Consider the following 25,854-nt stretch of genomic DNA (forward strand, 5'->3'; position numbering starts at 1 on the left):
AAAATATTAAACAAATACCATTATACCACAGTTGACAAATAATCAAACATTTTGGAAGTTAAACTTATCTTCCAAAGAAAACGTTTCCTTAATTACATATTTGAATATTCAACAAAAGACTAGGATACACACCTAGTCTCTTGTTAACTATTCATCAATTTTATCAGGTACTACATAAAAAAGCACATAAGTTCCTACAATAGTTCCAATCAATAATCCCAGTTTGAGCCACATTAGAGGAGCAAAATAGATTGAAATCCCCATCAAGATATAAATTTGCCAAATCATTGACTTTTTACGCGCTGGGGCAATACTTCTGCTTTCAACAAAATCTGCAGCGTAGTATTTATAAACTTTAGTTTGACGCAACCAAATATCAAATTTTTCAGAGCTTCTCGAAAAGCAAAAAGCTGAAAGCAATACTAATGGAGTCGTTGGAACTACCGGCAAGACAATACCTGCAATGCCTATCCCTAAACTAATAAATCCTAAACTAATGTAAAAAATCTTTTTCAATCTTAAATCCTCGTCAGTGGGGTAGCTGAATCAGGTGAAGTATCGTGAACAGAAAAATCTGTGCCCACACCAAAGTCAGCTCTCATTAAATTGTTTTCCATAGTCATGTGAGCAAGTTCCTTAATATTATTTTCCTTACTCAAGTGTCCTAAATAGATGTGTTTAGTACGGTTACCTATAGTGCGAATCATGGTTTCTGAACCATCTTCATTAGATAAATGTCCTTTATCTGATAAAATACGTTGCTTAAGTGTCCAAGGATAAGAACCCGAACGTAGAATCTCAATGTCGTGATTTGACTCGATCAAATAACCATCTGCATTCTCAATCAAACTTGCCATTCGGTCGCTAACATATCCTGTATCTGTCAACATCACAAAGCTCTTATCATCTTTCATCATACGGTAAAATTGGGGATCCACAGCATCATGACTTACACCAAAGCTCTCAATATCTAAATCCCCGAAAGTTAAGGTTTTACCGCGTCCAAAAACATGCTTTTGACTAACATCAACTTTGCCTAACATGTTACGCTCATCCATAACTTTCCACGTCTGCTCATTGGCATAAATATCAAGGTGATATTTCCTAGCCAATACGCCAACACCTTTAATGTGGTCAGAATGTTCGTGGGTAACTAGTATAGCATCTAAATCTTCTGGTTTACGATTAATTTCTGCAAGGAGGCTAGTCACTTTCTTGCCTGTTAAACCAGCGTCAATTAAAAGACGTTTTTGGGGTGTCTCAATATAAAAACAATTTCCAGTTGAACCTGAAGCTAAGATACTATATTTAAATCCTATTTCTGACATGTTTTAATCTTCAACGTCCTCCCATTCTTCATAAGTTACAGCATCTTTATCATAAGGCAAGACGATTGTAAAAGTAGATCCTTTACCATACTCACTCTTAGCCCAAATAAATCCCTTATGCTGCTTAACAATTTCTTTTGCAATTGACAAACCAAGTCCAGTCCCACCCTGTTGACGACTTCTCGCCTTATCAACACGATAAAAACGATCAAAAATGAGAGGTAAATCTTTTTTGGGAATACCTAAGCCTTGGTCTGATATTGATAAAATCATCTGCGTTTTAGTTGTGCGTAGATTAACTGTAATCTTACCACCATCTGGTGAATACTTGACTGCATTATTTAAAATGTTATCAATCACTTGAGTCATCTTATCTGTATCAATTTCCACCCAAATTGACTTAAGAGGATAATCTCTGACAATTTCATAAACTTTTCCTGTGACTGTTTTTTGATTTCTAATCTGATCAAATCGATTCAAAATTGAGGTCATGAAAGCTGTAAAATTCGTCATTTCAACATCTAAATGCGTTACTTCATTATCAATGCGCGATAAACTTAATAAATCTGATATCATACGCATCATACGATTTGTTTCATCTAGAGATACCTTAATAAAGCTTGGAGCAACTTCTTCATTGAGCGCTCCCTCATCTAAAGCTTCTAAATAAGATTTTACAGATGTCAAAGGTGTACGAAGTTCATGAGAAACATTAGATACAAAAAGTCTTCTTTCACGCTCTTCTTTCTCTTGCTCAGTAGCATCGTGTGATACTGCAACTAAACCGGAAATAAAACCACTTTCACGACGGTTCAAAGCAAATCGAATCCGTAAGGTAACAAATTCACCATTTTCATCACGTCTATTAAGAACTACCTCTGGCGTCTTAGAGACTAAATCTTGGAACGAATATGGACTTCCCGACCCTAACATATCAACAATATTCATTGATAAAGCTTCATCATATGCTAGATTGAACTGCTGTTGGGCTGTCTCATTAATCATAACGATTTTTCCTGAACGATCTGTAGCCAGCACACCGTCAGTCATATAAGTTAAGATACTTGCTAAGCGATTCTTTTCTTGTTCTAAGTTATCATGTGCCATTCGGAAGACATCAGATAAATCATTTAGACTTTCACCTAATTCTACCAAATCTGCATCACCTTGAATTAGAATACTATCTGAATAATTTCCTGCTATCAAATCTCTGACTTTCCAATTCAAAAGTCGGATATTTTTAGACATTTTAAAATCTCTAACCGCTAGATAAACAAAATAAACAGCAACAAAAACTAGTAAAAAAAGTAAGGCTAGCTCAAACGACCTAATATTTGCAGCACTATTATTCATAAGACTTCATGTAATAACCTACACCACGTCGAGTCAAAATATATTCTGGACGACCAGGAGTATCTTCAATCTTTTCACGTAAACGTCTCACCGTCACATCAACTGTACGGACATCTCCAAAATAATCATATCCCCAAACTGTTTCCAATAAATGTTCGCGTGTCATGACTTGTCCGATATGTGTCGCTAAATGGTGAAGTAATTCAAATTCTCGGTGCGTTAATTCAATTTCTTCGCCACGTTTCTTAGCAATAAAGGCGTCTGGTAAAATTTGCAACTCACCAATAGTAATATCCGAAGAAGCATTTTGAGCACTTTCTTCTGCTACAGCTGTTTCAATATTTTCAGTACGTCGTAAATGTGCTTTGACCCGTGCCAAAAGTTCACGATTTGAAAAAGGTTTAGTAACATAATCATCTGCACCGATTTCTAAACCAATGACTTTGTCAAACTCACTATCTTTTGCAGAAAGCATAATAATAGGAATATGGCTGGTTTTACGAACTTCCTTAGCCACTTCTAAACCATCTAGTTCAGGGAGCATTAAATCCAAAATGATTAAATCTGGTTGAAATTCTGCATATTGTACTAAAGCTTCACGGCCATCGAAAGCTGTCGCCGTCTCATATCCTTCTTTGGTTAAATTAAATTTGATAATATCTGAAATTGGTTTTTCATCATCAACGATAAGTATTTTTTTCATATTTTACCTCTATTACTTTCTGGTCTCCCACTTCCATTCATAAACTGAAAAATAAAAGTGACCGAAAATATGATAATATGGGCCTAAAGCACCACTATTATCACTAATTATAACAGATTTCCTAGTTAATTGGAAACTTTCAATACATCCTATTAAACTGAAAAATAAATGATACGAGAACGTAATATTTTTACTAAAAATACCGCTCTAAAAATAGCAATATTTAAATCAATCCTACTCTTTAATATTCTGAATTTATTGACAAGCTCACAAACAGGTGATACACTTATCTATAATGTTAGGTAACCTAACAATAAGCTGTTATTTTAGGAGGTTCTTATGTCACTCATATCTTATAAGAATGTTAACAAGTATTATGGAGATTATCACGCCCTTCGTCAGATTAATTTGGAAATAGAGCCAGGGCAAGTGGTTGTTCTATTAGGACCTTCTGGATCAGGTAAATCAACACTTATTAGAACAATGAACGCTCTCGAATCTATTGACGATGGTAGTTTGGTCGTGAATGGACATGAATTAGCAAATACTTCATCTAAAGAATTGGTCAACCTCCGTAAAGAAGTTGGTATGGTTTTTCAACATTTTAACCTTTATCCTCACAAAACCGTGTTAGAAAATATTACATTAGCTCCTATTAAAGTATTAAAACAATCTAAAAAAGAAGCTATGGAAATTGCTGAAAAATATTTAAAATTTGTCAATATGTGGGAAAGAAAAGATTCCTACCCATCTATGCTATCAGGTGGTCAAAAACAGAGAATTGCTATTGCTAGAGGGCTTGCCATGCATCCAAAACTCCTCCTCTTTGATGAGCCTACCTCTGCCCTTGATCCCGAAACCATCGGAGACGTTCTTTCAGTGATGCAAAAATTGGCAAATGACGGAATGAATATGGTCGTTGTAACTCATGAAATGGGATTCGCACGAGAAGTTGCTGATCGTATTATTTTTATGGCTGATGGGGAAATTTTAGTGGATACTACGGATGTGCAAGACTTTTTTGATAATCCCACAGAACCACGTGCCAAACAATTTTTAAGCAACATTATCAACCATACCAGTACTGACCTTTAGGAGGACGAAATATGCTGAGACGAAAAAGATTAACGCTCTATCTATTATCCTGTATTTTCATTTTCCTGTTATTTTATCCCAACTCAACGTCAGCTAATCAATTATCAGAAATCAAAAAATCGGGTGTCCTTAAAGTTGGAGTCAAACAAGATGTGCCTAACTTTGGTTATCATAATGCTGAGACGAATCAATACGAAGGAATGGAAATTGATATTGCCAAAAAAATTGCCAAATCCTTAGGCGTCAAACCAGTTTTTGTACCGACAACTGCACAAACCAGAGAGCCTCTGATGGACAATGGACAAATTGATATTCTAATCGCAACATACACTATCACGCCCGAAAGAAAAGCTAACTATAATATTTCTAAAGCTTATTATCACGATGAAATTGGATTTTTGGTGCGTAAAAATAGTCATATCAAAACTATAAAAGAATTGGATGGTAAACACATTGGTGTGGCTCAAGGTGCCACTACAAAAGTAAATTTAGAAAAATATGCTAAAGAACACAAACTAAAATTTAGCTATGCTCAATTAGGGAGTTTCCCAGAATTAGCGATATCGCTGTACGCTAATCGTATTGATGCTTTTTCAGTTGATAAATCTATCCTTAGCGGCTACCTTAGCCCTCATACAACCATATTAAAAGAAGGGTTCAATACGCAAGAATACGGTATTGCAACCAGTAAACAGGACAAAGTCTTGATTCCCTACGTTAATAAGTTACTGGTATCATGGGAAAAAGATGGTAGTTTAAAACACATTTATCAAAAATTTAAGCTTAAACCCGCTAAAGTAAAAAAAGAATAGGGAGGATTTTTTATGACTTTATTAAACATCAGTCCTTTTGCCATTTCAAGGTGGGGCGCTTTCTTTAACCATTTTGACCTATTCTTTAAAGGCTTCTTATATACTCTAGGTATTTCGTTTGGTGCACTCCTACTTGCTCTGATATTAGGAATTCTCTCTGGTGGTTTATCAACTTCTAAAAGTAAAGTTGGTAAGTTGATATCACGTATCTATGTTGAAGTTTTTCAAAACACACCTCTTTTAGTTCAAATGGTTTTTGTCTACTATGGACTAGCAATCATTAGTAATGGACATGTTATGATTAGTGCTTTTTTCACCGCCGTTTTGTGCGTTGGCCTATACCATGGTGCCTATATTTCTGAAGTTATTCGCTCAGGAATTGAAGCTGTCCCTAAAGGACAAACAGAGGCTGCTTTAGCTCAAGGATTCACAGCTAATCAAACCATGCAACTTATCATTTTGCCTCAAGCTGTCAGAACAATTTTACCACCAATGACCAACCAAGTTGTTAACCTAATCAAGAATACCTCTACCGTAGCAATCATTTCTGGAGCCGATATCATGTTTGTAGCTAAGGCCTGGGCTTATGATACGACTAATTATATCCCAGCTTTTGCAGGAGCTGCTATCTTCTATTTTGTTATTTGTTTCCCACTAGCAAGCTGGGCAAGAAAACAAGAAGAATTAAATAAGAAAACTTATTCTTAAGGAGGTTTGATATGTCATCAGTCTTAACACTAACAAATATACTATTTCTCCTTCAAGGGTTCGGTTTAACCTTATATATATCTTTTATTTCCATTTTACTATCAATGTTTTTTGGAACTCTATTAGCAATTATGAGAAATAGCAAAAATCCTATCTGGAAATTAATAGCTAGTATCTATATCGAATTTGTCAGAAATGTTCCAAATCTACTTTGGATTTTTATCATTTTCTTAGTATTCCAGATGAAATCAGTCAGCGCTGGTATTACTTCGTTTACAATTTTTACCTCCGCTGCTTTAGCAGAAATTATTCGGGGAGGTTTAAATGGAGTCGATAAAGGACAGACAGAAGCCGGACTTTCTCAAGGATTCACTTATTTGCAAGTTTTCATTATTATTATTTTCCCACAAGCTTTTCGCAAAATGTTACCAGCCATTATTTCTCAGTTTGTAACGGTTATAAAAGATACATCACTACTTTATTCTGTTATAGCTATTCAAGAAATCTTCGGAAAAAGTCAAATTCTAATGGGAAGATATTTCGAAGCTGGACAAGTTTTTACACTCTACGCTATTATAACTGCTGTCTATTTCATTACAAACTTTATCATCTCAAGTTTTTCACGTAAACTTTCAAAACGTTGGGAGCAAGCTACTGAGTAATTAAAACGAAGGCCTTTTAGACCTTCGTTTTTTTATATCTTATTTAAATTAATCATTCATATGATCTCTAGAACGTTCAATGATTTTTCCAGTTTCTGCATCAATTTGATAATCAACTTCATTTTTATTTTTCAGGTCCACAAAGTCAATATCATAAACTGATTTTCCATTTTCAATTTCTTCTTTGATCTTAAGATTACTGACTTCTGATTCCTCTATATTAGCATCTTTAAATGCAATCTTTTTGGCTTCTTCTTGACTTATTTTATGAGATTTTTGACTTGACGATGAACTTGACTGAGAAGTCGATTTTGAAAAGCCATTATTATCCATGTCCCGCTCAAGGATTTGTCCAGTCTTAGCATCTACATGATAGCTGTATTCTGCGCTTTTGGTATTGAACTCAATTTCGTAGCTCCCTCTAAAGTTTTCAAATTCTTTGTCAATTTTTTGATGTATGACATCCTTCTTAGCCACTTTAGCATCTTTATAAGCAATAGCTAACGCTTGATTAGTTGTCTTTTGGAATTGTGATTGGTAAAATAATACACCACCTCCAAGGATAACAACAAGGACTAAAAGAACTCCTAAAAAAACTTTATTTTTTTTAATCATACAGCACCTTCTTTCTATTATTCAATTATATTTTAACATAAGCTAGACACTTTTTCAATTTTGACCACTCGTTCATAAAAACATGTGGTCAATAAAAACCATTTGACATTAATACCTCAAATTAAAAGATACCATAGTACTATGGTATCTTTTAATAGTATATGTATCAGTTGATGCGCATTTTCTGCACAGCCTTCTTCAAGTATTTGACTTGTTTATCAACCGATTGCTTAGCACTACGCCTTCCAAATGCGTAATATCCTTTTTTATTGAAATAACTACAATCGTAATCCTCTTCTTTAAAGAAAAACCATTTCCTTCTAGATAGATTTGGCGATCTATAACCTCTAGTCATATCGTTTCGAAATTTTGGGTCTAACTTTACAGGATCAACATCTAATTCTTTATGACGTGTATTATTTTTAAAAGCATAATTAAAGCTAGCTCCATTGATAATGCCATTACGTGTTATTACTTCTGCGTCAATCTCGTTTAAAAAGTTTCCTTTATCGTCAATAATAAATTCCGTATGGAATGAAATTAAAAGCTTACTATTAATAACCTGCTCATCATCTGGGAAACCAAAGATTTCACCATTTCTCCGACGTTTATTATGCAAACGAGCAGATTCATAGTAGGCGATACTATCTGGTTCTCTTAAACATGATAGATAGTTTACTAAAGCATCTCTATCAGTCATACCAACATCTTTAAAGTATCGTCGAACATACTGTGCTTGCTGACTAGAAATCAAATAGCGGAATTGATGGAGTTTCCTATTTAATACAGTATCTTCGGCTAGACTATTCCCAGGAAAAGAATCATAAATAACTTGTGATAAGGCTATCCAGAAATCATCATGCGGAGCTAACTCATCTGAAAACTGTGCGACCAAGTATTGTGTTTCTGATAATTCTCCTGACAATTCAGTTGGCATTTTAGCCTGCTCTAACACGAATTCTAAAGCTTTGAGGGGTGCTTGTAAACTTAAAGAAGTCCAAAAATACTTAAAAATAGGAGAGCCAACTTTTATATCATCAATAGCCTTGAGTCCCTTTAAAAAAAGTAATAGATCATCTCTAGGTATGCTCCATTTATCTGCTAAAGACAGTATCATTTTTATATTTTGATAATAATTTTCTATCCCTTCAACTGTAAAAGGAATATTAAGAGCGGTCTTTGCCATATCTCTCCCCTCCAATTTTACTTATTATAGCAAAAAGGAAAGCTTAAAACCAAGAAATATCTTCACTAAAAAATGGCTCTTACTAGCCATTATGTTTTTAAACAAGATACTGCGGTTTTTCGATTTTATAACCTACTCCTCTAAGTGTTTTTATATATTTAGGATATTTACTATCATCTTCGATTTTGTCACGGATATTAGAAATATGCACCATAATCGTTGTCTCATCACCTTCTAAATACCTACCATTAATCTTCTCATAGAGTTGTGTTTTAGTATAAATCCTTCCTGGTGATGACATTAAGATATGAAGAATCTTAAATTCTGTAGCAGTCAACTTGATATGTTTACCATTTTTAGTTAGTTCAACATGTTCCTCATCTAATTCCAATTCCCCTATCTTTATAAATTGATTTTTAGGTTTGGCAAGACTATTGAATTCATAGTAACGACGCAGTTGCGAATTAATTCGAGCTAAAACCTCCAAAGAATTAAACGGTTTCGTGATAAAATCATCTGCTCCAATATTCAATCCTAATATTCTGTCCATATCTGTTGTCTTAGCTGCTAGCATAATAATAGGAATCTGACTATCTTGACGAATGAGTCGCGTCAACTCATATCCATCTATTTTAGGTAGCGTAATATCTATGATTGCTAAATCAATCTGATGTTGCTGAAATAAAGAAAAAGCCTCCTCACCATCACTAGCCATCACAACCTTATAAAGAGCTCCCTCTAGATACGACCTTAATAACTCTATTGTTTCGTCATCACCTTGCACTACTAATACTGTTCGCAATGCTCCATACCCCTTTTTATTAATACTATTTTCCTTTATGTGTCAATCATATTAATTATACCAAAAAAATCTAATTTTGTGAATGTTATATGAGATTATTTATCTATAATTAGCTTATAATTAAACATCAAGAAAAAATTAGCATCTAAAAAACTGATTCTGCATCATACAGTAATCAGTTCACATCATTTATTAATGATTTTTATAATGACTAATAAAATTTATTTAACTTCGTCAGGTCTAGATTTTCTTGCAATATCAGCTAAAATACTTTCTACAAATTCCTCTATAGATTTTGTTTCAGTCGCTTTGCTTCCATAGCGACGCACATTTACGGCTTTTTCTTCCATTTCCTTATCACCAACAATCAATTGATATGGAATTTTTTGGGTTTGAGCCGCACGAATCTTATATTGCATCTTTTCGTTACGGTCATCCACTTCAGCACGAATACCACGATCTTTAAGGACACGAGCCACTTCCCAAGCATAATCAATGTGGGCTTCATTTGAAATTGGAATAACAGAAACTTGTTGTGGAGCAAGCCAAGTTGGAAAGGCACCTTTGTAAGTTTCAATTAAAATAGCTGTAAAGCGCTCCATTGTTGAAATACCACCGCGGTGAATCATAATTGGACGATGTTCTTCACCATCTGCACCGATGTATTTAAGATCAAAGCGTTCTGGAAGAAGGAAATCTAGTTGGATAGTAGATAATGTTTCTTCATTACCAAGAGCAGTTTTCACCTGGATATCCAATTTAGGACCGTAAAAGGCTGCTTCGCCTTCTGCTTCAAAATAATCTAATCCAAAATCATCCATAGCCTCTTTTAGCATAGCTTGTGCATTTTCCCACATCTCATCGTTATCATAATACTTATGTTTATCTTCTGGGTCACGATAAGATAAGCGGAAACGGTAATCTGTTAAGTTAAAATCTTCATAAATTTCTGCTATGAGATTAAGAGCTTTAAGAAATTCATCTTTAATTTGCTCAGGTGTAACGAAAATATGGGCATCGTTGAGTGTCATTTCGCGTACACGTTGCAATCCTGTGAGGGCCCCTGATTTTTCATAACGGTGCATCATACCAAGTTCAGCGATACGAATTGGCAATTCACGGTATGAGTGAACATGATGTTTATAAACTTCAATATGGTGTGGGCAGTTCATTGGACGAAGAACGAATTCCTCTCCATCTCCCATATCCATTGTTGGAAACATGTCTTCACGATAGTGGTCCCAGTGCCCAGAAGTCTTGTAAAATTCAACAGATGCCATCGGAGGTGTGTAAACGTGTTGATAACCTGAAGCAATCTCCTTATCAACAATGTAACGTTCCAATTCGCGGCGAATAGTTGCTCCATTTGGCAACCAGAATGGCAATCCTTGACCTACTTCAGGATTAACCATAAATAAATCAAGTTCTTTACCTAATTTGCGGTGGTCACGTTCCTTAGCTTCTTCACGGCGTTTAAGATATGCTTTCAAATCTTTTTTATCAAACCAAGCAGTACCATAGACACGCTGCATCATAGCATTATCACTGTTACCACGCCAGTAAGCCCCAGCGACATTTAGAAGATGAAAGACTTGAATACGTCCTGTTGATGGGACATGAGGTCCACGACAAAGGTCTACAAATTCACCTTGACGATAAACAGTTAAACCATCTTCAGCATGTTCACTAATTAATTCAACTTTATAAGGGTCATCTTTAAAAAGTTCTAACGCTTCTTCTTTACTGATTTCTTCACGAATACAAGGGTGATTTTCCTTAACAATTTTTTTCATTTCTTCTTCAATACGAGGAAGATCATCATTTGAAATTTGACCTGATTTATTATCAGTATCATAGTAAAAACCATCTTGAATAGCTGGACCTACACCTAAACATAAGTCTGGAAAAAGGCGTTTTGCAGCTTGAGCAAATAAATGCGCTGCTGAGTGACGAAGAACTCCTAAAGCATCTTCGTGGTCAGGTGTTACAATCTCAATACTACCATCTTCTTCGATAGCACGTGTTGTATCAATAAGTTGACCATTAAATTTACCAGCTAAAGCTTTTTTAGCTAAAGAGTTAGAAATTGATTGTGCAATTTCAAATGTTGTGATGCCAGATTCAAATTCACGAATTGCACCATCTGGGAAAGTGATTTTAATCATCTTGTTCTCCTTTTCTTAATAACTGTTAGGGTGATACCAATTCCTAAACACATTAATTCACTAATAAACAAAGGGATTGACCTTTGATTGAATTCCACATTATCCTAGCTAGGGATAATAAGTATAACATTAGCAAAGCAATCTGCCTCTTTTATGCAACCACTTCTTTTATAAAAAAAGAGCCTTTACATCCAAAAGGACGTAAAGACTACGTGGTTCCACCTCAATTTATCCAACACAAAAACTCGAGTATACTTGTGTCAGACCTCTAGTGGCGATAAGGGAACCACCCTTTTATGTTTGCATAAAATCAAGGAAGTAGTACTAAGTTCTCTAATTGCACTCTTTCCACCAACCAGTGCTCGCTCTTAAAATCTATTAGAACCTAACATGTCTTCATTTTTTATTATAACAATATTTTTTATAATTTCAAGACATTTACTAATTTTATTCGTCTCAATCTAAAAAATCTCGAATAGATGAAATACGACGTTTAGGTGCTTTTACCACTTTTTTAGAGGCTCTTCCTGTAAAGGTAAAAACTTTCTTAGGTAAATATACCGCTTTTCTGACAAAACGAAGAGTAGAATGGCTATCCTTATTTCCTATTGTCAGAGAGACTTTTTCTTTCACACTAGCTTTTTGTGAAATCAGAAAGTCTAGGTAAAAAGCATATACAGACTTGCTGAAATTCTCAGCAGAAATCTCATATAATTTCTGTTCATAAGCTTCTTGAGTCATTTTGGGTGTCTCTGCTATTGCATCTAGGATAGCATCTGCCAAATCACTTTCCTTCTTGTACAGAGTTCCAAACATTTTATCTGAAATAACATCATCTAGATAAGGATTACTTTGCGCAATGATTGGACGTCCACTCGCCAGACTCTCAATGTAAGTTAATCCTTGCGTTTCACTTGTTGAAGCACTAATAAAGAAATCACATGCTTTATAGTAGATAGCCACTTGGCTATGCTCAACCATACCTGTAAAAATAACTGAATTTTCAAGTTCTAGAGAGTGAACAAGTTCTTTTAGATCTGAAAGATAAGGACCATCTCCAACTATCACTAATTTTACGTGAGGATTTTCATCAACGATAGCTGATAAATGCATCAAGATTGCTTGAATATTTTTTTCAAAAGATACCCGTGATAAACTCAATAGCATTGTATCATTATCCGCAAGTCCAAGCTCCGTTCGTAGATTCTTGATTGTTTCTTCAGAGATATCCTCTCGACGATAGTTCTCAACAGGAATACCTGTCGGAATAACTTGTTTTGGAATTTTGACACCGTAACCATCTAGAAGATTGAGAACAATTCGAGAAGGACATATGACACCATCCAAATCACTTAGGTAGGTACGCATGATATATTTGACCATACTTGGCTTAATCAATTTGCCTTTTGCGATATAACCAACGTAATCCTCATATTGAGTATGATAAGTATGCACAACAGGTATTCTTAAAGCTTTTGCAACTAATTTTCCTAAAAGTCCTAAACTGAATTCTGTTTGAGTATGAATAATATCAAGTTCGTAGTCTTTAGCTATCCTATAAGCAGAAATTAAACCTCTATAAACTACTCGACGATCTGTAAAAGAAATAAAAGGGACACTTGGTAAACGAATAATTGTAGGGTCTTCAAAACGTTTGACATTACGGTCGGTAGTTGTGAAAATATAAACTTCGTGTCCTTCCTTCTCCAACCCTTCCTTTAAAGTTCGGATACTTGTTGAAACTCCCGAAACTTGGGGAAAGTATGTATCTGTAAATAGACCTATACGCATCTTACAACTCCATTACTTTTTGATAAACACTTGCCAATTCATGGGCAATTCGTTCGATACTTCGACTCTCAGCCACACGATAACCTTCTTTAATCTTATCACTCTTACCAGATAAGACTTTATCCAACTTTTCAACAAAACCATCAACATCAGTCGCTAATTCAACACTGTCTTCGGTCACCCAACCGTGATACACAGGGATATCTCTTAAAACCACATGCTGATGACTAGCTAAAGCCTCTAAAACTACTATCCCTTCTGTCTCTTCACGACTCGGAAAGAAGAAAGCATCGCTAGCACTCATGGCACCTTCATAAACATCACCTTTTATGTAACCAGCAAAAGTAACATTTGAGGGATGTTGCTTGGTAACGATTTGCCTAACCTTTCGAGGAATAACCCATTTATTTGTTTCTCCAAACCAAATAAAACGAATATCAGGCATTTTTGCAGCTACTTCAACAAATTGGTCAATTCCCTTACGCATGAAATAAAGACCGGCCCCCATAACAACTTTATCATCCTTACTTAAGTGAAAATAGTGACGAAATGCAGCTTCTTTCTTTTCTGACCTCTGATAGCGACTTAGATCAATCCCGTTAGATAAAACAAAAATTGGTTTCTTGATGCCATATGCTTTTATTAGTTGTTTAGAATAATCAGTTGGGGTTATAATGGCATCTGCTTTTTGATAAAAACGGCAAAGGTACCATTTAAAAAGCGGGGATACTAAATTTGAGCCAATAAAAGAATTTCTAAAGTCCTCTTCAGTGGAATGGCCATGCATAATTACTTTTTTCCCAGTTTTTTTAGCTTTACTCATCAAAAGCCAACTTCTAATACCATAGGTATTCATATGAACAAGGTCAAAGTCATCTGTAGGATTAGTGGTATAATCTATCCCAGCAATTTGAAGAGCTTTCTCTTGATGTTTGATAGCACGACCGATACCTGACTTTTTCAAGTATTCTTCAGCCTCTAAATACAGTAAAACTTTCATAGGTCTTATTATATCTCATTTTACCTTTTTTTTCACCTGATTTATCAGTTAGCTTCCTCTATTTTAGGGACCCAAGCCGAGATAGACGCAGATGCAACTAAAAAATCACCCCAACCATCATCTCCTATAACAACCTCTTGTTCACAATTGCCTAAATAATCAACAAAAGTTTTGCCTGCATAAATTTCCCCTACTTCCATATGTTTCCATCCCTGATCACCATTTGTTAGGACCACAGCTAAACAAGAATTATGTTCCTCATCCCCAAGACAAGTCCAACCAATACAATTTGAATGCGTAAAGTAATCGACTTGTTCGCCAAATACATAGTTTTGGCGTAGCTCAGCCATTTTATCAATAACCTCTTTAAAGGATGGTTGGCCAAATTCTCCTTGAATGCCATAGTAATCACCATAAAAAAGACATGGAGTCCCTTGTTGGCGTAAAAGTATCAAGCCATAAGCTAAAGGTTTAAACCAATCTTCCACTCTACTTTCTAGAGCTTGTCCACTTTGCGTATCGTGATTTTCTACGAATGTAACAGCATACTCAGGATTATCAATAACAAGACTATCATCAAAAATTGTTCGCATATCAAAATCACGGTTTTGGTGACTGGCATCAAAAAAATTCATATGCAAGGTGACATCAACAAGAGAAAATTGAAATTGTGTTGCCTCTAAATAGTCCTTCATTGATGTTTGGTCAGATTTCCAATATTCGCCAAAGACCTCTAAATCGGGTTTTATTTTTGTACGAATATCATTAATGAAAGTTTGAATAAAGTAAGAATCGATATGTTTCACAGCATCCAAACGAAAACCTTCAATGCCTGTAGTTTCAATAAACCACTTAGCCCAATCTTGTAAGTTTTTTATAACTTCAGGATGCTTAAAATCAATGTCATTGTACATGAGATAATCGAAATTACCATTTTCATCATCAATCAAATCATCGTCTGCCCAACCTTTATTATCGCCTACAATCATAAAGATGTCTGTTTCATTATTTTTAGCATCGTAATCTAAACCAGTAAAGTGGTACCAGTGCCATTTAAAATCATTGTACTCACCCTGTCTACCTGGGAAATCAAATCCCGTCCATCCTTCAATCTCATAGGGTTCACTTAATGCTTCTTGACGATTTTCAGGATTGACTTTGATGACTTGAAATTTTTCTTTATGATCACCATTGGCTTTATGGTTAAGAACGATATCTGCAAACGGTTTAATGCCATTTGCCTTTAACGACTTAATAAGCTTTAGATACTCTTCTTTCCTACCATATTTTGTTCTAATTGTTCCATTCTGGTCAAATTCTCCTAAATCAAAGAGATCATAAACACCATATCCTACATCATCACTGCTAGTTCCCTTAAATGCTGGTGGTAACCAGATTTTACTAATTCCAAGTTTTTTAAGGTCTGATATAGACTCCTCTAATTTCTTCCAGTGATTCCCATCACTAGGTAAATACCACTCAAAAGCTTGCATTATCAATTCATTTGTCATATTACACCTCTAAAAAAAGATTAGGAAGCTAAGCTACCCTAATCCTCTCAATATATCATGTTAAGTATCAGAAAGTTAAGCGCTAAGCTACTACCATTCTACCACTATTTTCCAAATAACATACTCTAACACTAATTATTTGTTGTGCCACGTTTAACAATCCCGTGATTAAGCACTATTTCTTTTTCTTCCAACTCTTCTTTGTGCATAATTTTTGTTAGCATACGCATGCTAACAGCACCCAAATCATAGACCGGTTGACTGATAGAAGTTAAGTTAGGACGTGTATATTGTGCGATTGGCGAGTCATTGCTTGTGATAATTTCAAAATCTTCAGGAACACGTTTACCTGCCTCAAAAAGACCATTTAACAAACCTGCCGCTAACTCATCCTCAGCAACATATGCTGCTGTTGCTCCAGCATTAATCACACGTTGAGCTAATGCAAAGCCTTCAGCATAACGGTAGTTGGCTTCAAAAACCAACCCCTCTTTAAAGTTTAAGCCATTTTTCTTGAGACCTTCTTTGTATCCTGCCAAACGAACCTTGCCATTAATATCGTCAATAAGTGGTCCTGATACAAAAGCAATGTCTTTATGATTGCCAGCTAAAATATCAATAACATCAACTGCTGCTGCTTTGTAATCGATATTAACACTTGGTAATTGATGCTCAAGGTCCACAGTACCTGCTAAAACAATCGGTGTGCGTGAACGAGAGAACTCTGCACGAATCTTTTCAGTTAAGTGGTGTCCCATAAAAATAATACCGTCTACTTGCTTAGCAAACAAAGTATTAACAACATTAACCTCTTTATCATCGTCTTCATCACTTGAAGCAAGGACAATGTTATATTTGTACATTGCTGCAATATCATCAATACCACGCGCTAAAATTGAAAAGTAGCTATTTGCGATATTAGGAATGACAACACCAACAGTTGTCGTTTTTTTACTTGCTAAACCACGCGCCACAGCATTTGGACGATAGTCAAGACGATCAATAACTTCAAGGACTTTCTTACGTGTATTTTCCTTGACATTTTTATTTCCATTTACCACACGACTAACAGTTGCCATCGAAACACCTGCTTCACGGGCAACATCATAAATCGTAATCGTATCATCTGTATTCATATTGATTTAACTTCCTTTCTATTTGAAAATGACGCTTTCACTGATATTTTATCACCTTTTGGAAACACTTTCAAGCTTTTATAAAGCTTTTTTATGAAAAACTTTCAAAATACTAACTAAACTTGATTTTTTCCTATTTTTTTGGAAAAATAATAGGCATAAGAAACTAGCCTAACTAGACTAAGTTCCTTTTAGGAAGAAGGGTTATTATGTCAAAACTTAATCGTATACGCCATCACTTACATTCAGTCCAAGCTGAACTTGCTGTCTTTTCTGATCCTGTGACAGTCAACTATTTAACAGGTTTCTTTTGCGATCCCCATGAAAGACAAATGTTTTTATTTGTCTATGAAGATCGCGATCCTATTTTATTTGTACCAGCACTAGAAGTATCGCGTGCAAAACAAAGTGTACCATTTCCCGTCTTTGGTTACATAGATTCAGAAAATCCTTGGCAAAAAATAGCTAGCAACTTACCATCCTTTTCTGTTTCTAAAGTTCTAGCCGAATTTGATAATCTTAATGTTACTAAATTCCAAGGTCTCCAAACCGTTTTTGATGGTCATTTTGAAAACCTAACACCTTATATTCAAAACATGCGCCTAATTAAATCACGAGATGAAATTGAGAAAATGTTAGTCGCTGGAGAATTTGCTGATAAAGCTGTTCAAGTTGGATTTGACAATATCTCGCTAAACAACACTGAAACCGATATTATCGCTCAAATCGAATTTGAAATGAAAAAACAAGGTATCAATAAAATGAGTTTCGACACTATGGTTTTGACTGGCAATAATGCAGCAAATCCACATGGTATCCCAGGAACTAATAAAATCGAAAATAATGCTTTGTTATTATTTGATTTAGGTGTAGAAACACTAGGTTATACGTCAGATATGACCCGTACAGTAGCAGTGGGGAAACCTGATCAATTCAAAAAAGATATTTACCATTTATGTCTTGAAGCACATCAAGCGGCTATTGATTTTATTAAGCCAGGAGTCCTTGCTTCTGAAGTTGACGCAGCAGCAAGAAATGTTATTGAAAAGGCTGGTTATGGACAATACTTTAACCACCGCCTTGGTCATGGATTAGGTATGGATGTCCATGAATTTCCATCTATTATGGCTGGTAACGATATGGAGATTCAAGAAGGCATGTGCTTCTCTGTTGAACCAGGTATTTATATACCAGATAAAGTTGGTGTGCGAATTGAAGACTGCGGTTATGTGACTAAAACCGGCTTTGAAGTATTTACCAAAACACCCAAGGAACTACTCTATTTTGAAGGATAAAAAAAGAGCTTTAAGCTCTTTTTTTATGTTACATAAAAGTACATCATCTTGTTTCTATTAGCATTGGCGCCATAAATGTGTATCAATTAAACCACAGTAAGCATCTACTGGTGAAACTCCTGTAAATTCTGATTCTCCAGCCAATTTCGCAACTACTGCACTTATCGTGCTAGGAAGCCCATCATAAGCATTAATATAAGTCCCTACCTGTGGCATATCTGCTAAAGCAAATGCATGTTGTACTGAAATCACAATAGATGGTATTTCATGAACGTAAAAAGGCTGATCAGGGGTGCCTTTAGCTGCTGGCCAAATAATACGTTGTGTTGTTCCTCCAGCATTGACATCTACCAAGTTAATAATCAAGTCATAGTGTTCTGTTAGATTTGCGATTGGCTGTTTTTGTGCGTAAACATTAGCGATAGCTGCTGCCCGCTCCTCTTGAGGCAATTTCATAATGCGCTCTTCGGTAGACTCCCAGACAGTTACTTCATGGCCACGTGCCTCAAGTAACTCTTTCATGTAATCCGATGCACGTTGTTTGTTTCCAGCAATCATCGCACCAAAACCTCCCTTATATCCTTCAACGTTAACAAGTAAGATATGACGATAACGTTCTGGATTTACTGGAAAGATATCTTTTTGTTTATCTTTTACCAGAGTTACTGCTTTATCAGCAACTTCATCAGCTATTTTTTGCGACTCTAATGTGTTGATTAAAGCCATAGCCTTATCTTTAGGCATAAAGAGTTCTTGGCGACGTCCCTCATAGTTATGCAAGCCTAATTTCGCTTTTAGACCGAGAGTACGACGTAAAGCGTCATGGAGACGTTCCTCTGTTAGAATACCTTTTTCGTAACCTTCTTTCATCCATTGAATGTCTTCATCGGGGTCATTAAAGAATAAGAATAAGTCACAACCTGCTTCAATCGCCGTTGGCAACAAATCTCTCCTTGGCATTGAAGCAGTCATTCCAACCATATGAGAAGCGTCCGTTACAATAGCTCCATTATAACCTAACTCTCCTCTCAATAACTCATCTAAAAGTGTTTTATTCAATGAAGCTGGTAACATATCATCAAGGTCTCGCTCTGGATGCATTTCTTTTTCAACATTTGGTAAATGTATGTGACCTGCCATGACTCCTGGTAGACCTGCGTCAGCCAATTCACCATAAATGCGGCCAAATGTCGACATCCATTCCTCTTTACTCATAGGATTGGAAGCAAATGACAAATGATGATCACGCTCATCAATGCCATCCCCTGGAAAATGTTTAGCGAAAGGTACAATATTATATTGCATGATTCCTTTCATATACTCTTTTGAAAGTGAGATAATTTGATCAACGTTAGCACCCCAATTTCGACTAGCTATGATAGGATTACGCCAATTACGTGTCAAATCTACAATTGGAGCAAATGAAGCATTACAACCCACAGCAGATGCCTCCATCCCTGCGATTCTTCCCATTTCATAAGCATATTTCGGATCATTTGTAGCAGCCACTTTTATTTCATCGCCAACTTTAGTTCCATCTGTGACAGCACCGTCTCCACCAGCTTCTGTATTTGCAGCAATCAACATCGGTAATTTCGACTTTGTCTGTAAAATTAAATTCTGATCATAAATTTCACTTGAACTACCTCTATTATAGCGAACAGCAGCAATATGATACCGATCCAAAACATCTGTTAAATATTCTTCTGAACGACTAGCTCCCATATTGAAAAAAAGTTGCCCAATTTTCTCATCCAATGTCATCTCATTAATTGTTTTTTCAATCCACTCAATTGCTTCTTGATTTAGATTGAAGGGTTTCTTTGTTAAGTCAACTAAATGTGTCATAGCCCATCCTTTCTATTAGTTATCTAAATTAGCCCAAAAGGTATTAATAGATTCTTTTTGCCTTTGCTGTTCGAATTGACCTTTTGCAAAAGCTTCACCAATATCTTCTCTAAGAATTTCCCATGATTTGACTTCCTTACCAACAAGTACTGGGTAAAATGCAATACCATTTTGTTCTGCTGCAGCCAAATCACCTGGGGAATCTCCTACCATCAAAATAGTTTCACGGCAGTAACCACTTGCAATTAAAGTGGCGATAACATCTTCTTTTTTACCTCTATCTTGACAATAGATATCATCAACATACTTTAGCAATCCCTGTTCTTCCCACTCTTGCCAAACAGCTTCCTTGTTAGCAGAACTCACGACATAAACATTACCAAATTGACTTAATCGTTCTAAACTTTCTAACACACCTGAAAACGCTAAAGAATCTCCCTCATAATTTTTGATTTGGTGATTCACTTCATTGGACCATTCTAAAGCCTTCTCTAAATCTCTACTAAAATCGTTGGCAAGCGCTAACTCTAAGGAATTATTAGACAATGAGTCTGTTGTTTCGACCCATTCTTTTAATTTATCAATATGTTCTACTCCGGCAAACTCAAGGCCCATAACCAATCCCACAAACCGATTAACTCCACGAGTTCTTGAATAAAGATTGACTCTATCCCACTCTTTTAAAAAACTTGTTCTTTCTTGTTCTGATATCCCAAATATATCTGCAGCAATTGGACCAAAAAAGAGTTGATGCTTATATGTCATTGTATCCATTGCGCAACCATCGGAATCTATGCAAAAAGCGATTTTGTGATTTGTATCTACCATATTATCTCCAGTTTCTAAATTTATCTAACTTATGAGGATTTTCCAATTAGCAACCTACCCATCATTTAGTGGTAAGATCATTAAACAAATTTCCTTAAAAAACCACTCAACTCAATAATCTCTTAGATGTTAAGTGGCTATTATCTTGTAAATTAAACACCAGAGTAAGCAGCAAATCCACCATCAATCGGAAGGACAACGCCATTAACAAAACTTGATGATTTTTCATCTGCTAAAAAGAACAATCCGCCAATCAGCTCACTTGCTTCTCCAAACCTTCCCATTGGTGTATTATTAAGAATTTTCTCAGCACGCGCAGTTGGCTGACCGTCCTCAGTGAATAACAAGCTTCGGTTCTGATTTGTTACCAAGAAACCAGGTGCAATAGCATTACAACGGATACCAACTTTTGAGAAATGAACAGCTAGCCATTGTGTGAAGTTACTAATAGCTGCTTTAGCTCCAGAATAAGCTGGTATTTTGGTCAGAGGGGTGAAAGCATTCATTGAAGAGATATTAATAATATTCGCTCCTTCACGTCCAACCATATCTTGGGCAAATACTTGCGTTGGCAATAATGTTCCTAAATAATTTAAGTTAAAAACAAAGCTAATACCAGCTTCATCTAACTCAAAGAAGGTTTTTGTTTCTGAAGGTAAGTCTAATTCGTGAAATTCATTATCAGTTGTGGCTTTAGGATTGTTGCCTCCTGCACCATTAACTAAAATATCAGTTGGTCCAAGATCCTCTAAAACGGCTTGATGCACTTCTTCAAGGTTTTCTTTAGACAAAACGTTAGCTTTATAAGCCTTGGCGATACCACCTTCTGCTACAATTTCATCAGCAAATGTTTGAGCAGCTTCTTGATTCAAATCTAATAATGCCACTTTAGCGCCTGCTTTCGCAAATTCTTTAGCCATATAACCACAGAGAACACCGCCTGCACCTGTTATGACGACAACTTTATTGGTAAATGTAATTATTTTTGACATCTTATCCCTCTCACTAACTTCTATAAGTATTCTACTCTTAGCTAAGTACAATCATATTATGATAATAACTTTCCAAATTTCTCTTGCAGGAGATTGGAACAGGAGAAATTTGGAAGCATCGCCTTATTTTGAACCTTTAATAACAGCTTCGTATAAACCAGAAAGGTAAGTGGCTCCTAAAGCTCTATCGTATAGGCCATATCCTGGACGACCTGTTTCTCCCCAAATCATACGCCCGTGGTCAGGTCGAATAGCACCCTCAAACCCAAATTCATGGCATAACTTAATAACTTCATACATGTCTATTGACCCGTATTCTGATGGATGAGCCGATTCTTTAAATGACTTTCCATCACCTAATTTAATATTGCGAGCATGAACAAAGTTTACACGATCTAACTCAAAAGCACGTCGCGAAATCTCTAAAACATCATTCTGGGGATCAGAAGCGTAAGAACCCACACATAAAGTGATGCCATTACTTTTACTATCGTACAATTTCACAAAACGCTCAATAGCCTCTAACCCAGTAATAATGCGAGGTAAACCAAAAATAGAATATGGTGGGTCATCCGGATGAATGGCCATTTTAACGCCTACGGCTTCCGCTTCAGGAATAATACGTTTAATAAAATAAGTGAGATTTTCCCAAAGTTTTTCCTCATCAATTTCAGCATAGGCATCCATGATAGCCTTCATTTCTTCTTTACTATAGCTGGCATCCCATCCTGGCAAAGATAATTCACCGTTTACTGGATCCATTTTTTTAGAAACCGTCTCATCAAATATCAAAGCTGTAGAACCATCTGGATATTGATATGCTAAATCAGTGCGTGTCCAGTCAAATACTGGCATAAAATTATAGCAAATAGTATCAATACCTTCCGCAGCCAAATTTTTGACGGTTTGAATATAATTATCAATCAAGAGGTCACGTGTTGGACGTCCCAATTTGATATCTTCATGAACAGGAACTGATTCGATAACCGAAATTTTAAGCCCTGCTGCCTCTACCTTTTCTTTCAGCTGTTGAATGCGCTCACGTGACCAAACTTCTCCTACTGGTACATCGTATATCGCTGTAACAATCCCTTTCATTGTTGGAATTTGACCAATATTTTCTAAAGTAACGGGGTCGTCTTCACCATACCACCTAAATGACATTTCCATGATTTCACTCTTCCTTTTTAGTTCTTAAAATAATTAACTGCATTTTGATAAGCAATGTCTTTAGCCATACTTCCTAAAGCTTGATAATCTTCTGGAACTTCTCCTTCTTCAATCCATTCTCCTAAGTAGGTACATAAAATACGTCGAAAATAGTCATGACGTTGATAAGATAGAAAACTTCTAGAATCTGTTAACATACCAATAAAATTCGCCAACATGCCTTGCTCTGCTAAGGCATTCATTTGACTAATCATCCCTAATTTAGTATCTGCAAACCACCAACCTGCACCAAATTGAAGGTAAGATCTCACTCCAAGTTCGTTAGCTTGAAAATTTGCCAAAGTGTTAGCTACTGCTATATTGTAAGCTGGATTGAGATTATACCAAATCATTTTAGGCAGACTATCTTTTTTAACCAAGGAATCCAATAAACGGTTCATATTAACAGTTAAAGCCACTTGGTCACCAAGTGAATCCACACCCACGTCAGCTCCCAATTTTTCAAAAATAGTAGAATGATTATTTCTCAAAGCTCCAAAATGCACCTGTGTTACAAAACCATATTTTTTATATAATCGGCAAAGTTCCATAAAAACAGCTGTTTGCCATTTGCTGATTTCTGATTGATTTGGGATATAGCCTTCACAAACTTTATTAAATAAATCGTTCAACTCCAATTCATCAGTTTGTTCAAAGACGATTTCCGTAAAACTGATATCGCTAGCCCTACAACCATTTTGAGCAAAATACGCAATGCGTTCTTCCATTGCTGCTATAAATGTTGAAAAATCTGTAATCTCTTTTTGAGTAATGTCACCCAGTTTAGTTATAAAATCAACAAAATGTCGATGTTCAATAAAAGCTTCATCCGGCCTAAATGTCGGAGCAACAACTGTTTTAAAACTCTCATCAGCAGCCAACTTTTTATGCCACTTGAGAGTATCAAGAGGATGGTCTGTAGTACCAATAAACATAACTTTGCTATCTGCAATTAAACGTCTAGGACTTATTTTATGCTCTTTCAAGAAATGATTTAAACGATGATAAATTTCCTCAGCATTTGATTCTGTCAAAATCTCATTAACACCAAAGACATTTTTCAATTCCATAGCAGACCAATGGTAAACAGGATTACCGTATGCTCTTTCTAGTGTTCTAGCAAATGATTTAAATTTCTCAAGGTTGGATGCTGGACCTGTAATTTCTGCTTCAGAAATACCATTAGCCCTCATAAGACGCCATTTATAGTGGTCACCACCAAGCCACAAATCCACAATATTATCAAAAATACGATCTTCAAAAATGTCCTTTGGATCTAAGTGGCAATGATAATCAAAAATAGGTTGCCTCTTGACCTCTTCATACAGCTGTATAGCTGCTTGATTTTTTAACATAAATGTTTCAGTATTAAACGTCATATTCTTCTCCTACTCACTAATCAAGTGCAGAAACAAACTGTTTAGCTATTTTAGTAACACTATCATAGCCTTCTGTGGCTACTTTACTAGATAATGCTGAGCCAACACCAACCGCAACTGCTCCTGCTTTTCTCCATTCAGCTACATTTGAAACAGAGACGCCACCTGATGGCATTAAATCAACATCTGGAATAGGACTATGAATATCTTTGATCAAATCTGGGCCCACAACTCCACCTGGAAAAAGCTTTATAATCTGACATTTATACTTTCTAGCTACCACGATTTCTGTTGCCGTTGCACAGCCTGGGAAATAATAAACCTTGTTTTCATTAGCTAAATTAGCAATATCTGAATCAAAGTGTGGGCTAACCAAAAATTTAGCTCCAGCATCAATAGCATCTTTAGCAAGTTCAGTTGTCATAACCGTTCCGGCCCCCACAATAATTTTTTTATTATTTTTAAAGTCATCTGATAATTGTTTGATGACTTTGCTTGCTTCAGGAGTCGAAAAAGTTACTTCAATATTCCGAATACCACCTAAAATAGCATGCTTTGCGATTTCTAGTGCATCCTCAGATGATTTTCCTCGAATAACAGCGAAGAAATAGTTGTTTTTCAATTGATTTAACATAATACCTCCCAAAATGTAACCGTTATCTTTATCTATATTATATAAGTCGTCTGATGAATTGTCAAGAAGAATACTAAAAAAATAGCTATTCAAGAATAGCTATTTTTCTTCTTATATTAAGCTTTCAATGCTGAACGTCTAACACTCATGATATGCATAAGCATAGCATCATGTGCAGCTACTGGATTTTTTTCTCGGATTGCTTTGATAATTTCTCTATGTGCTTCTAAACTATCCGACTTCATCTGACGATTTGTATAATTCGCATTTATCAGATGAATTGACTGGTTGATGACTGGCAAAAGGCTATCCATTGCAATATTACCACTGTATTTAGCTAGCATGGAATGAAATTCCACATCTAAAAGTAAATGTTTCGGATCGCCTGCGTGAACAGCATCTTCAATATCTCCAACAAGCTTTTCGAGTAATTGTAACTGATCATCTGTAATTCTATAAGCTACCAGCTCCGCTATTCGAGGTTCCAATAAAAGGCGTAGTTCAAAGAGATCTGATGTCAACCTATCTGTGTCCTTTATTAGAGAGAACCCTAATGGATCCTCAGAAACACCCTTTTTAGAACTAATATATGTTCCAGAGCCCTGTCTGACTTCTAAAATATTACGCGTTGCTAAACTTCTGACTGCTTCTCGGATTGTGCTGCGACCAACATCTAGATCTTCCGCTAATTCATATTCATTGGGGAGCTTAGCACCAACAGGGTATTCTCTTTCTAAAATTAAATGCAATAGACGATCTGCTGTTTGTTCTACTAAGGGTCTAGCCATATCATCACCTCTTC

At 35.8% G+C, this 25,854-nt stretch carries 24 protein-coding genes; 5 read left to right on the forward strand and 19 right to left on the reverse strand.

Translation table 11 applies throughout. From position 1 onward, the window contains the following. Positions 1–147 precede the first annotated feature (147 nt). From HMPREF2818_RS08685 to yycF, 4 genes are read right to left on the reverse strand one after another with little or no spacing between them, the layout of a single operon-like run. Positions 148–516, reverse strand: a complete 369-nt coding sequence (locus HMPREF2818_RS08685; RefSeq protein ID WP_000719384.1) for a YbaN family protein — start codon at positions 514–516, stop codon at positions 148–150. A 2-nt stretch (positions 517–518) separates the two neighbouring features. Continuing rightward, positions 519–1,328: an MBL fold metallo-hydrolase gene (locus tag HMPREF2818_RS08690; protein ID WP_001289498.1), complete on the reverse strand. Its 810-nt coding sequence runs from the start codon at positions 1,326–1,328 to the stop codon at positions 519–521. Between the two features lie 3 nt (positions 1,329–1,331). Next, positions 1,332–2,681 (reverse strand): cell wall metabolism sensor histidine kinase VicK, encoded by a 1,350-nt coding sequence (vicK, locus tag HMPREF2818_RS08695; RefSeq protein ID WP_001065469.1) that lies wholly within the window; start codon positions 2,679–2,681, stop codon positions 1,332–1,334. Then, positions 2,674–3,384 (reverse strand): response regulator YycF, encoded by a 711-nt coding sequence (gene yycF / locus HMPREF2818_RS08700; RefSeq protein ID WP_000722052.1) that lies wholly within the window; start codon positions 3,382–3,384, stop codon positions 2,674–2,676. Before yycF ends, vicK begins: the two co-directional genes overlap by 8 nt. A gap of 339 nt (positions 3,385–3,723) precedes the next feature. Between yycF and HMPREF2818_RS08705 the strand changes: the two genes are divergently transcribed. From HMPREF2818_RS08705 to HMPREF2818_RS08720, 4 genes are read left to right on the forward strand one after another with little or no spacing between them, the layout of a single operon-like run. After that, entirely contained in the window at positions 3,724–4,479 is a 756-nt protein-coding gene (locus HMPREF2818_RS08705) for an amino acid ABC transporter ATP-binding protein (protein ID WP_000053155.1), read from the forward strand. Positions 4,480–4,490: 11 nt separating this feature from the next. Continuing rightward, positions 4,491–5,291, forward strand: coding sequence for a transporter substrate-binding domain-containing protein (locus HMPREF2818_RS08710; protein WP_000946169.1), 801 nt, complete (start codon positions 4,491–4,493; stop codon positions 5,289–5,291). A 12-nt stretch (positions 5,292–5,303) separates the two neighbouring features. Beyond that, the gene (locus HMPREF2818_RS08715) at positions 5,304–5,999 is read left to right on the forward strand and encodes an amino acid ABC transporter permease (protein ID WP_000173642.1); all 696 of its coding nucleotides are present in this window, start codon (positions 5,304–5,306) and stop codon (positions 5,997–5,999) included. Positions 6,000–6,010: 11 nt separating this feature from the next. Continuing rightward, complete coding sequence (locus HMPREF2818_RS08720; protein ID WP_000100034.1) at positions 6,011–6,661, forward strand: amino acid ABC transporter permease; 651 nt, start codon at positions 6,011–6,013, stop codon at positions 6,659–6,661. 48 nt (positions 6,662–6,709) lie between these two features. Here HMPREF2818_RS08720 and HMPREF2818_RS08725 read toward each other — a convergent pair whose 3' ends face one another. From HMPREF2818_RS08725 to ccpA, 8 genes are all read right to left on the reverse strand, one after another. After that, the gene (locus HMPREF2818_RS08725; RefSeq protein WP_000592389.1) at positions 6,710–7,276 is read right to left on the reverse strand and encodes a PepSY domain-containing protein; all 567 of its coding nucleotides are present in this window, start codon (positions 7,274–7,276) and stop codon (positions 6,710–6,712) included. A gap of 166 nt (positions 7,277–7,442) precedes the next feature. After that, on the reverse strand, positions 7,443–8,462 hold the full coding sequence (locus HMPREF2818_RS08730; RefSeq protein WP_001140274.1) for a DUF3114 domain-containing protein: 1,020 nt from the start codon (positions 8,460–8,462) through the stop codon (positions 7,443–7,445). Between the two features lie 97 nt (positions 8,463–8,559). Continuing rightward, positions 8,560–9,264 (reverse strand): response regulator transcription factor, encoded by a 705-nt coding sequence (locus HMPREF2818_RS08735; RefSeq protein ID WP_001261248.1) that lies wholly within the window; start codon positions 9,262–9,264, stop codon positions 8,560–8,562. A gap of 221 nt (positions 9,265–9,485) precedes the next feature. After that, positions 9,486–11,429, reverse strand: coding sequence for a threonine--tRNA ligase (gene thrS, locus HMPREF2818_RS08740; protein ID WP_000591012.1), 1,944 nt, complete (start codon positions 11,427–11,429; stop codon positions 9,486–9,488). A gap of 456 nt (positions 11,430–11,885) precedes the next feature. Further along, a complete protein-coding gene (locus HMPREF2818_RS08745) occupies positions 11,886–13,220 on the reverse strand; it encodes a glycosyltransferase family 4 protein (RefSeq protein WP_001219474.1) in 1,335 nt (444 codons plus the stop codon). Position 13,221: 1 nt separating this feature from the next. Beyond that, positions 13,222–14,220, reverse strand: coding sequence for an LTA glycolipid anchor biosynthesis glycosyltransferase, IagA/BgsA family (locus tag HMPREF2818_RS08750; protein ID WP_000866349.1), 999 nt, complete (start codon positions 14,218–14,220; stop codon positions 13,222–13,224). A gap of 44 nt (positions 14,221–14,264) precedes the next feature. Continuing rightward, entirely contained in the window at positions 14,265–15,731 is a 1,467-nt protein-coding gene (locus tag HMPREF2818_RS08755; RefSeq protein ID WP_000180587.1) for an alpha-amylase, read from the reverse strand. 131 nt (positions 15,732–15,862) lie between these two features. After that, the gene (gene ccpA / locus HMPREF2818_RS08760; protein ID WP_001090621.1) at positions 15,863–16,867 is read right to left on the reverse strand and encodes a catabolite control protein A; all 1,005 of its coding nucleotides are present in this window, start codon (positions 16,865–16,867) and stop codon (positions 15,863–15,865) included. A 209-nt stretch (positions 16,868–17,076) separates the two neighbouring features. On the opposite strand from ccpA, the gene HMPREF2818_RS08765 reads away from it, so the two are divergent. Continuing rightward, complete coding sequence (locus HMPREF2818_RS08765) at positions 17,077–18,162, forward strand: M24 family metallopeptidase (RefSeq protein WP_000040811.1); 1,086 nt, start codon at positions 17,077–17,079, stop codon at positions 18,160–18,162. A gap of 57 nt (positions 18,163–18,219) precedes the next feature. On the opposite strand, the gene HMPREF2818_RS08770 is transcribed toward HMPREF2818_RS08765, so the two are convergent. The 7 genes from HMPREF2818_RS08770 to HMPREF2818_RS08800 form a co-directional block, all read right to left on the reverse strand. Beyond that, positions 18,220–20,010 carry a glycoside hydrolase family 3 protein gene (locus HMPREF2818_RS08770; protein ID WP_000149440.1) on the reverse strand — a complete coding sequence of 597 codons (1,791 nt, stop codon included), beginning with the start codon at positions 20,008–20,010 and terminating at the stop codon, positions 18,220–18,222. Positions 20,011–20,025: 15 nt separating this feature from the next. Beyond that, positions 20,026–20,838, reverse strand: coding sequence for an HAD family hydrolase (locus HMPREF2818_RS08775; RefSeq protein ID WP_000228633.1), 813 nt, complete (start codon positions 20,836–20,838; stop codon positions 20,026–20,028). 152 nt (positions 20,839–20,990) lie between these two features. Next, complete coding sequence (locus HMPREF2818_RS08780; protein ID WP_000034787.1) at positions 20,991–21,830, reverse strand: SDR family oxidoreductase; 840 nt, start codon at positions 21,828–21,830, stop codon at positions 20,991–20,993. A 123-nt stretch (positions 21,831–21,953) separates the two neighbouring features. Continuing rightward, entirely contained in the window at positions 21,954–23,000 is a 1,047-nt protein-coding gene (gene uxuA, locus HMPREF2818_RS08785; RefSeq protein WP_000426044.1) for a mannonate dehydratase, read from the reverse strand. 17 nt (positions 23,001–23,017) lie between these two features. Further along, positions 23,018–24,418 carry a glucuronate isomerase gene (gene uxaC, locus HMPREF2818_RS08790; RefSeq protein WP_000143787.1) on the reverse strand — a complete coding sequence of 467 codons (1,401 nt, stop codon included), beginning with the start codon at positions 24,416–24,418 and terminating at the stop codon, positions 23,018–23,020. Positions 24,419–24,434: 16 nt separating this feature from the next. Next, complete coding sequence (locus HMPREF2818_RS08795; RefSeq protein ID WP_370695889.1) at positions 24,435–25,088, reverse strand: bifunctional 4-hydroxy-2-oxoglutarate aldolase/2-dehydro-3-deoxy-phosphogluconate aldolase; 654 nt, start codon at positions 25,086–25,088, stop codon at positions 24,435–24,437. An 80-nt stretch (positions 25,089–25,168) separates the two neighbouring features. Further along, positions 25,169–25,840 (reverse strand): FadR/GntR family transcriptional regulator, encoded by a 672-nt coding sequence (locus tag HMPREF2818_RS08800; protein ID WP_000113632.1) that lies wholly within the window; start codon positions 25,838–25,840, stop codon positions 25,169–25,171. Positions 25,841–25,854: the final 14 nt, after the last annotated feature.

The sequence above is a fragment of the Streptococcus sp. HMSC076H09 genome, from assembly GCF_001811765.1.
In the GTDB taxonomy this organism is placed as follows: domain Bacteria; phylum Bacillota; class Bacilli; order Lactobacillales; family Streptococcaceae; genus Streptococcus; species Streptococcus agalactiae.

Bases quoted from the DNA above. Each gene is read 5' to 3' on its own strand.
- HMPREF2818_RS08690 (WP_001289498.1), bottom strand. From the start codon at position 1,328: ATGTCAGAAATAGGATTTAAATATAGTATCTTAGCTTCAGGTTCAACT.
- vicK (WP_001065469.1), bottom strand. From the start codon at position 2,681: ATGAATAATAGTGCTGCAAATATTAGGTCGTTTGAGCTAGCCTTACTT.
- yycF (WP_000722052.1), bottom strand. From the start codon at position 3,384: ATGAAAAAAATACTTATCGTTGATGATGAAAAACCAATTTCAGATATT.
- HMPREF2818_RS08705 (WP_000053155.1), top strand. From the start codon at position 3,724: ATGTCACTCATATCTTATAAGAATGTTAACAAGTATTATGGAGATTAT.
- HMPREF2818_RS08710 (WP_000946169.1), top strand. From the start codon at position 4,491: ATGCTGAGACGAAAAAGATTAACGCTCTATCTATTATCCTGTATTTTC.
- HMPREF2818_RS08715 (WP_000173642.1), top strand. From the start codon at position 5,304: ATGACTTTATTAAACATCAGTCCTTTTGCCATTTCAAGGTGGGGCGCT.
- HMPREF2818_RS08720 (WP_000100034.1), top strand. From the start codon at position 6,011: ATGTCATCAGTCTTAACACTAACAAATATACTATTTCTCCTTCAAGGG.
- HMPREF2818_RS08725 (WP_000592389.1), bottom strand. From the start codon at position 7,276: ATGATTAAAAAAAATAAAGTTTTTTTAGGAGTTCTTTTAGTCCTTGTT.
- HMPREF2818_RS08730 (WP_001140274.1), bottom strand. From the start codon at position 8,462: ATGGCAAAGACCGCTCTTAATATTCCTTTTACAGTTGAAGGGATAGAA.
- thrS (WP_000591012.1), bottom strand. From the start codon at position 11,429: ATGATTAAAATCACTTTCCCAGATGGTGCAATTCGTGAATTTGAATCT.
- HMPREF2818_RS08745 (WP_001219474.1), bottom strand. From the start codon at position 13,220: ATGCGTATAGGTCTATTTACAGATACATACTTTCCCCAAGTTTCGGGA.
- HMPREF2818_RS08750 (WP_000866349.1), bottom strand. From the start codon at position 14,220: ATGAAAGTTTTACTGTATTTAGAGGCTGAAGAATACTTGAAAAAGTCA.
- HMPREF2818_RS08755 (WP_000180587.1), bottom strand. From the start codon at position 15,731: ATGACAAATGAATTGATAATGCAAGCTTTTGAGTGGTATTTACCTAGT.
- ccpA (WP_001090621.1), bottom strand. From the start codon at position 16,867: ATGAATACAGATGATACGATTACGATTTATGATGTTGCCCGTGAAGCA.
- HMPREF2818_RS08765 (WP_000040811.1), top strand. From the start codon at position 17,077: ATGTCAAAACTTAATCGTATACGCCATCACTTACATTCAGTCCAAGCT.
- HMPREF2818_RS08770 (WP_000149440.1), bottom strand. From the start codon at position 20,010: ATGACACATTTAGTTGACTTAACAAAGAAACCCTTCAATCTAAATCAA.
- HMPREF2818_RS08775 (WP_000228633.1), bottom strand. From the start codon at position 20,838: ATGGTAGATACAAATCACAAAATCGCTTTTTGCATAGATTCCGATGGT.
- HMPREF2818_RS08780 (WP_000034787.1), bottom strand. From the start codon at position 21,830: ATGTCAAAAATAATTACATTTACCAATAAAGTTGTCGTCATAACAGGT.
- uxuA (WP_000426044.1), bottom strand. From the start codon at position 23,000: ATGGAAATGTCATTTAGGTGGTATGGTGAAGACGACCCCGTTACTTTA.
- uxaC (WP_000143787.1), bottom strand. From the start codon at position 24,418: ATGACGTTTAATACTGAAACATTTATGTTAAAAAATCAAGCAGCTATA.
- HMPREF2818_RS08800 (WP_000113632.1), bottom strand. From the start codon at position 25,840: ATGGCTAGACCCTTAGTAGAACAAACAGCAGATCGTCTATTGCATTTA.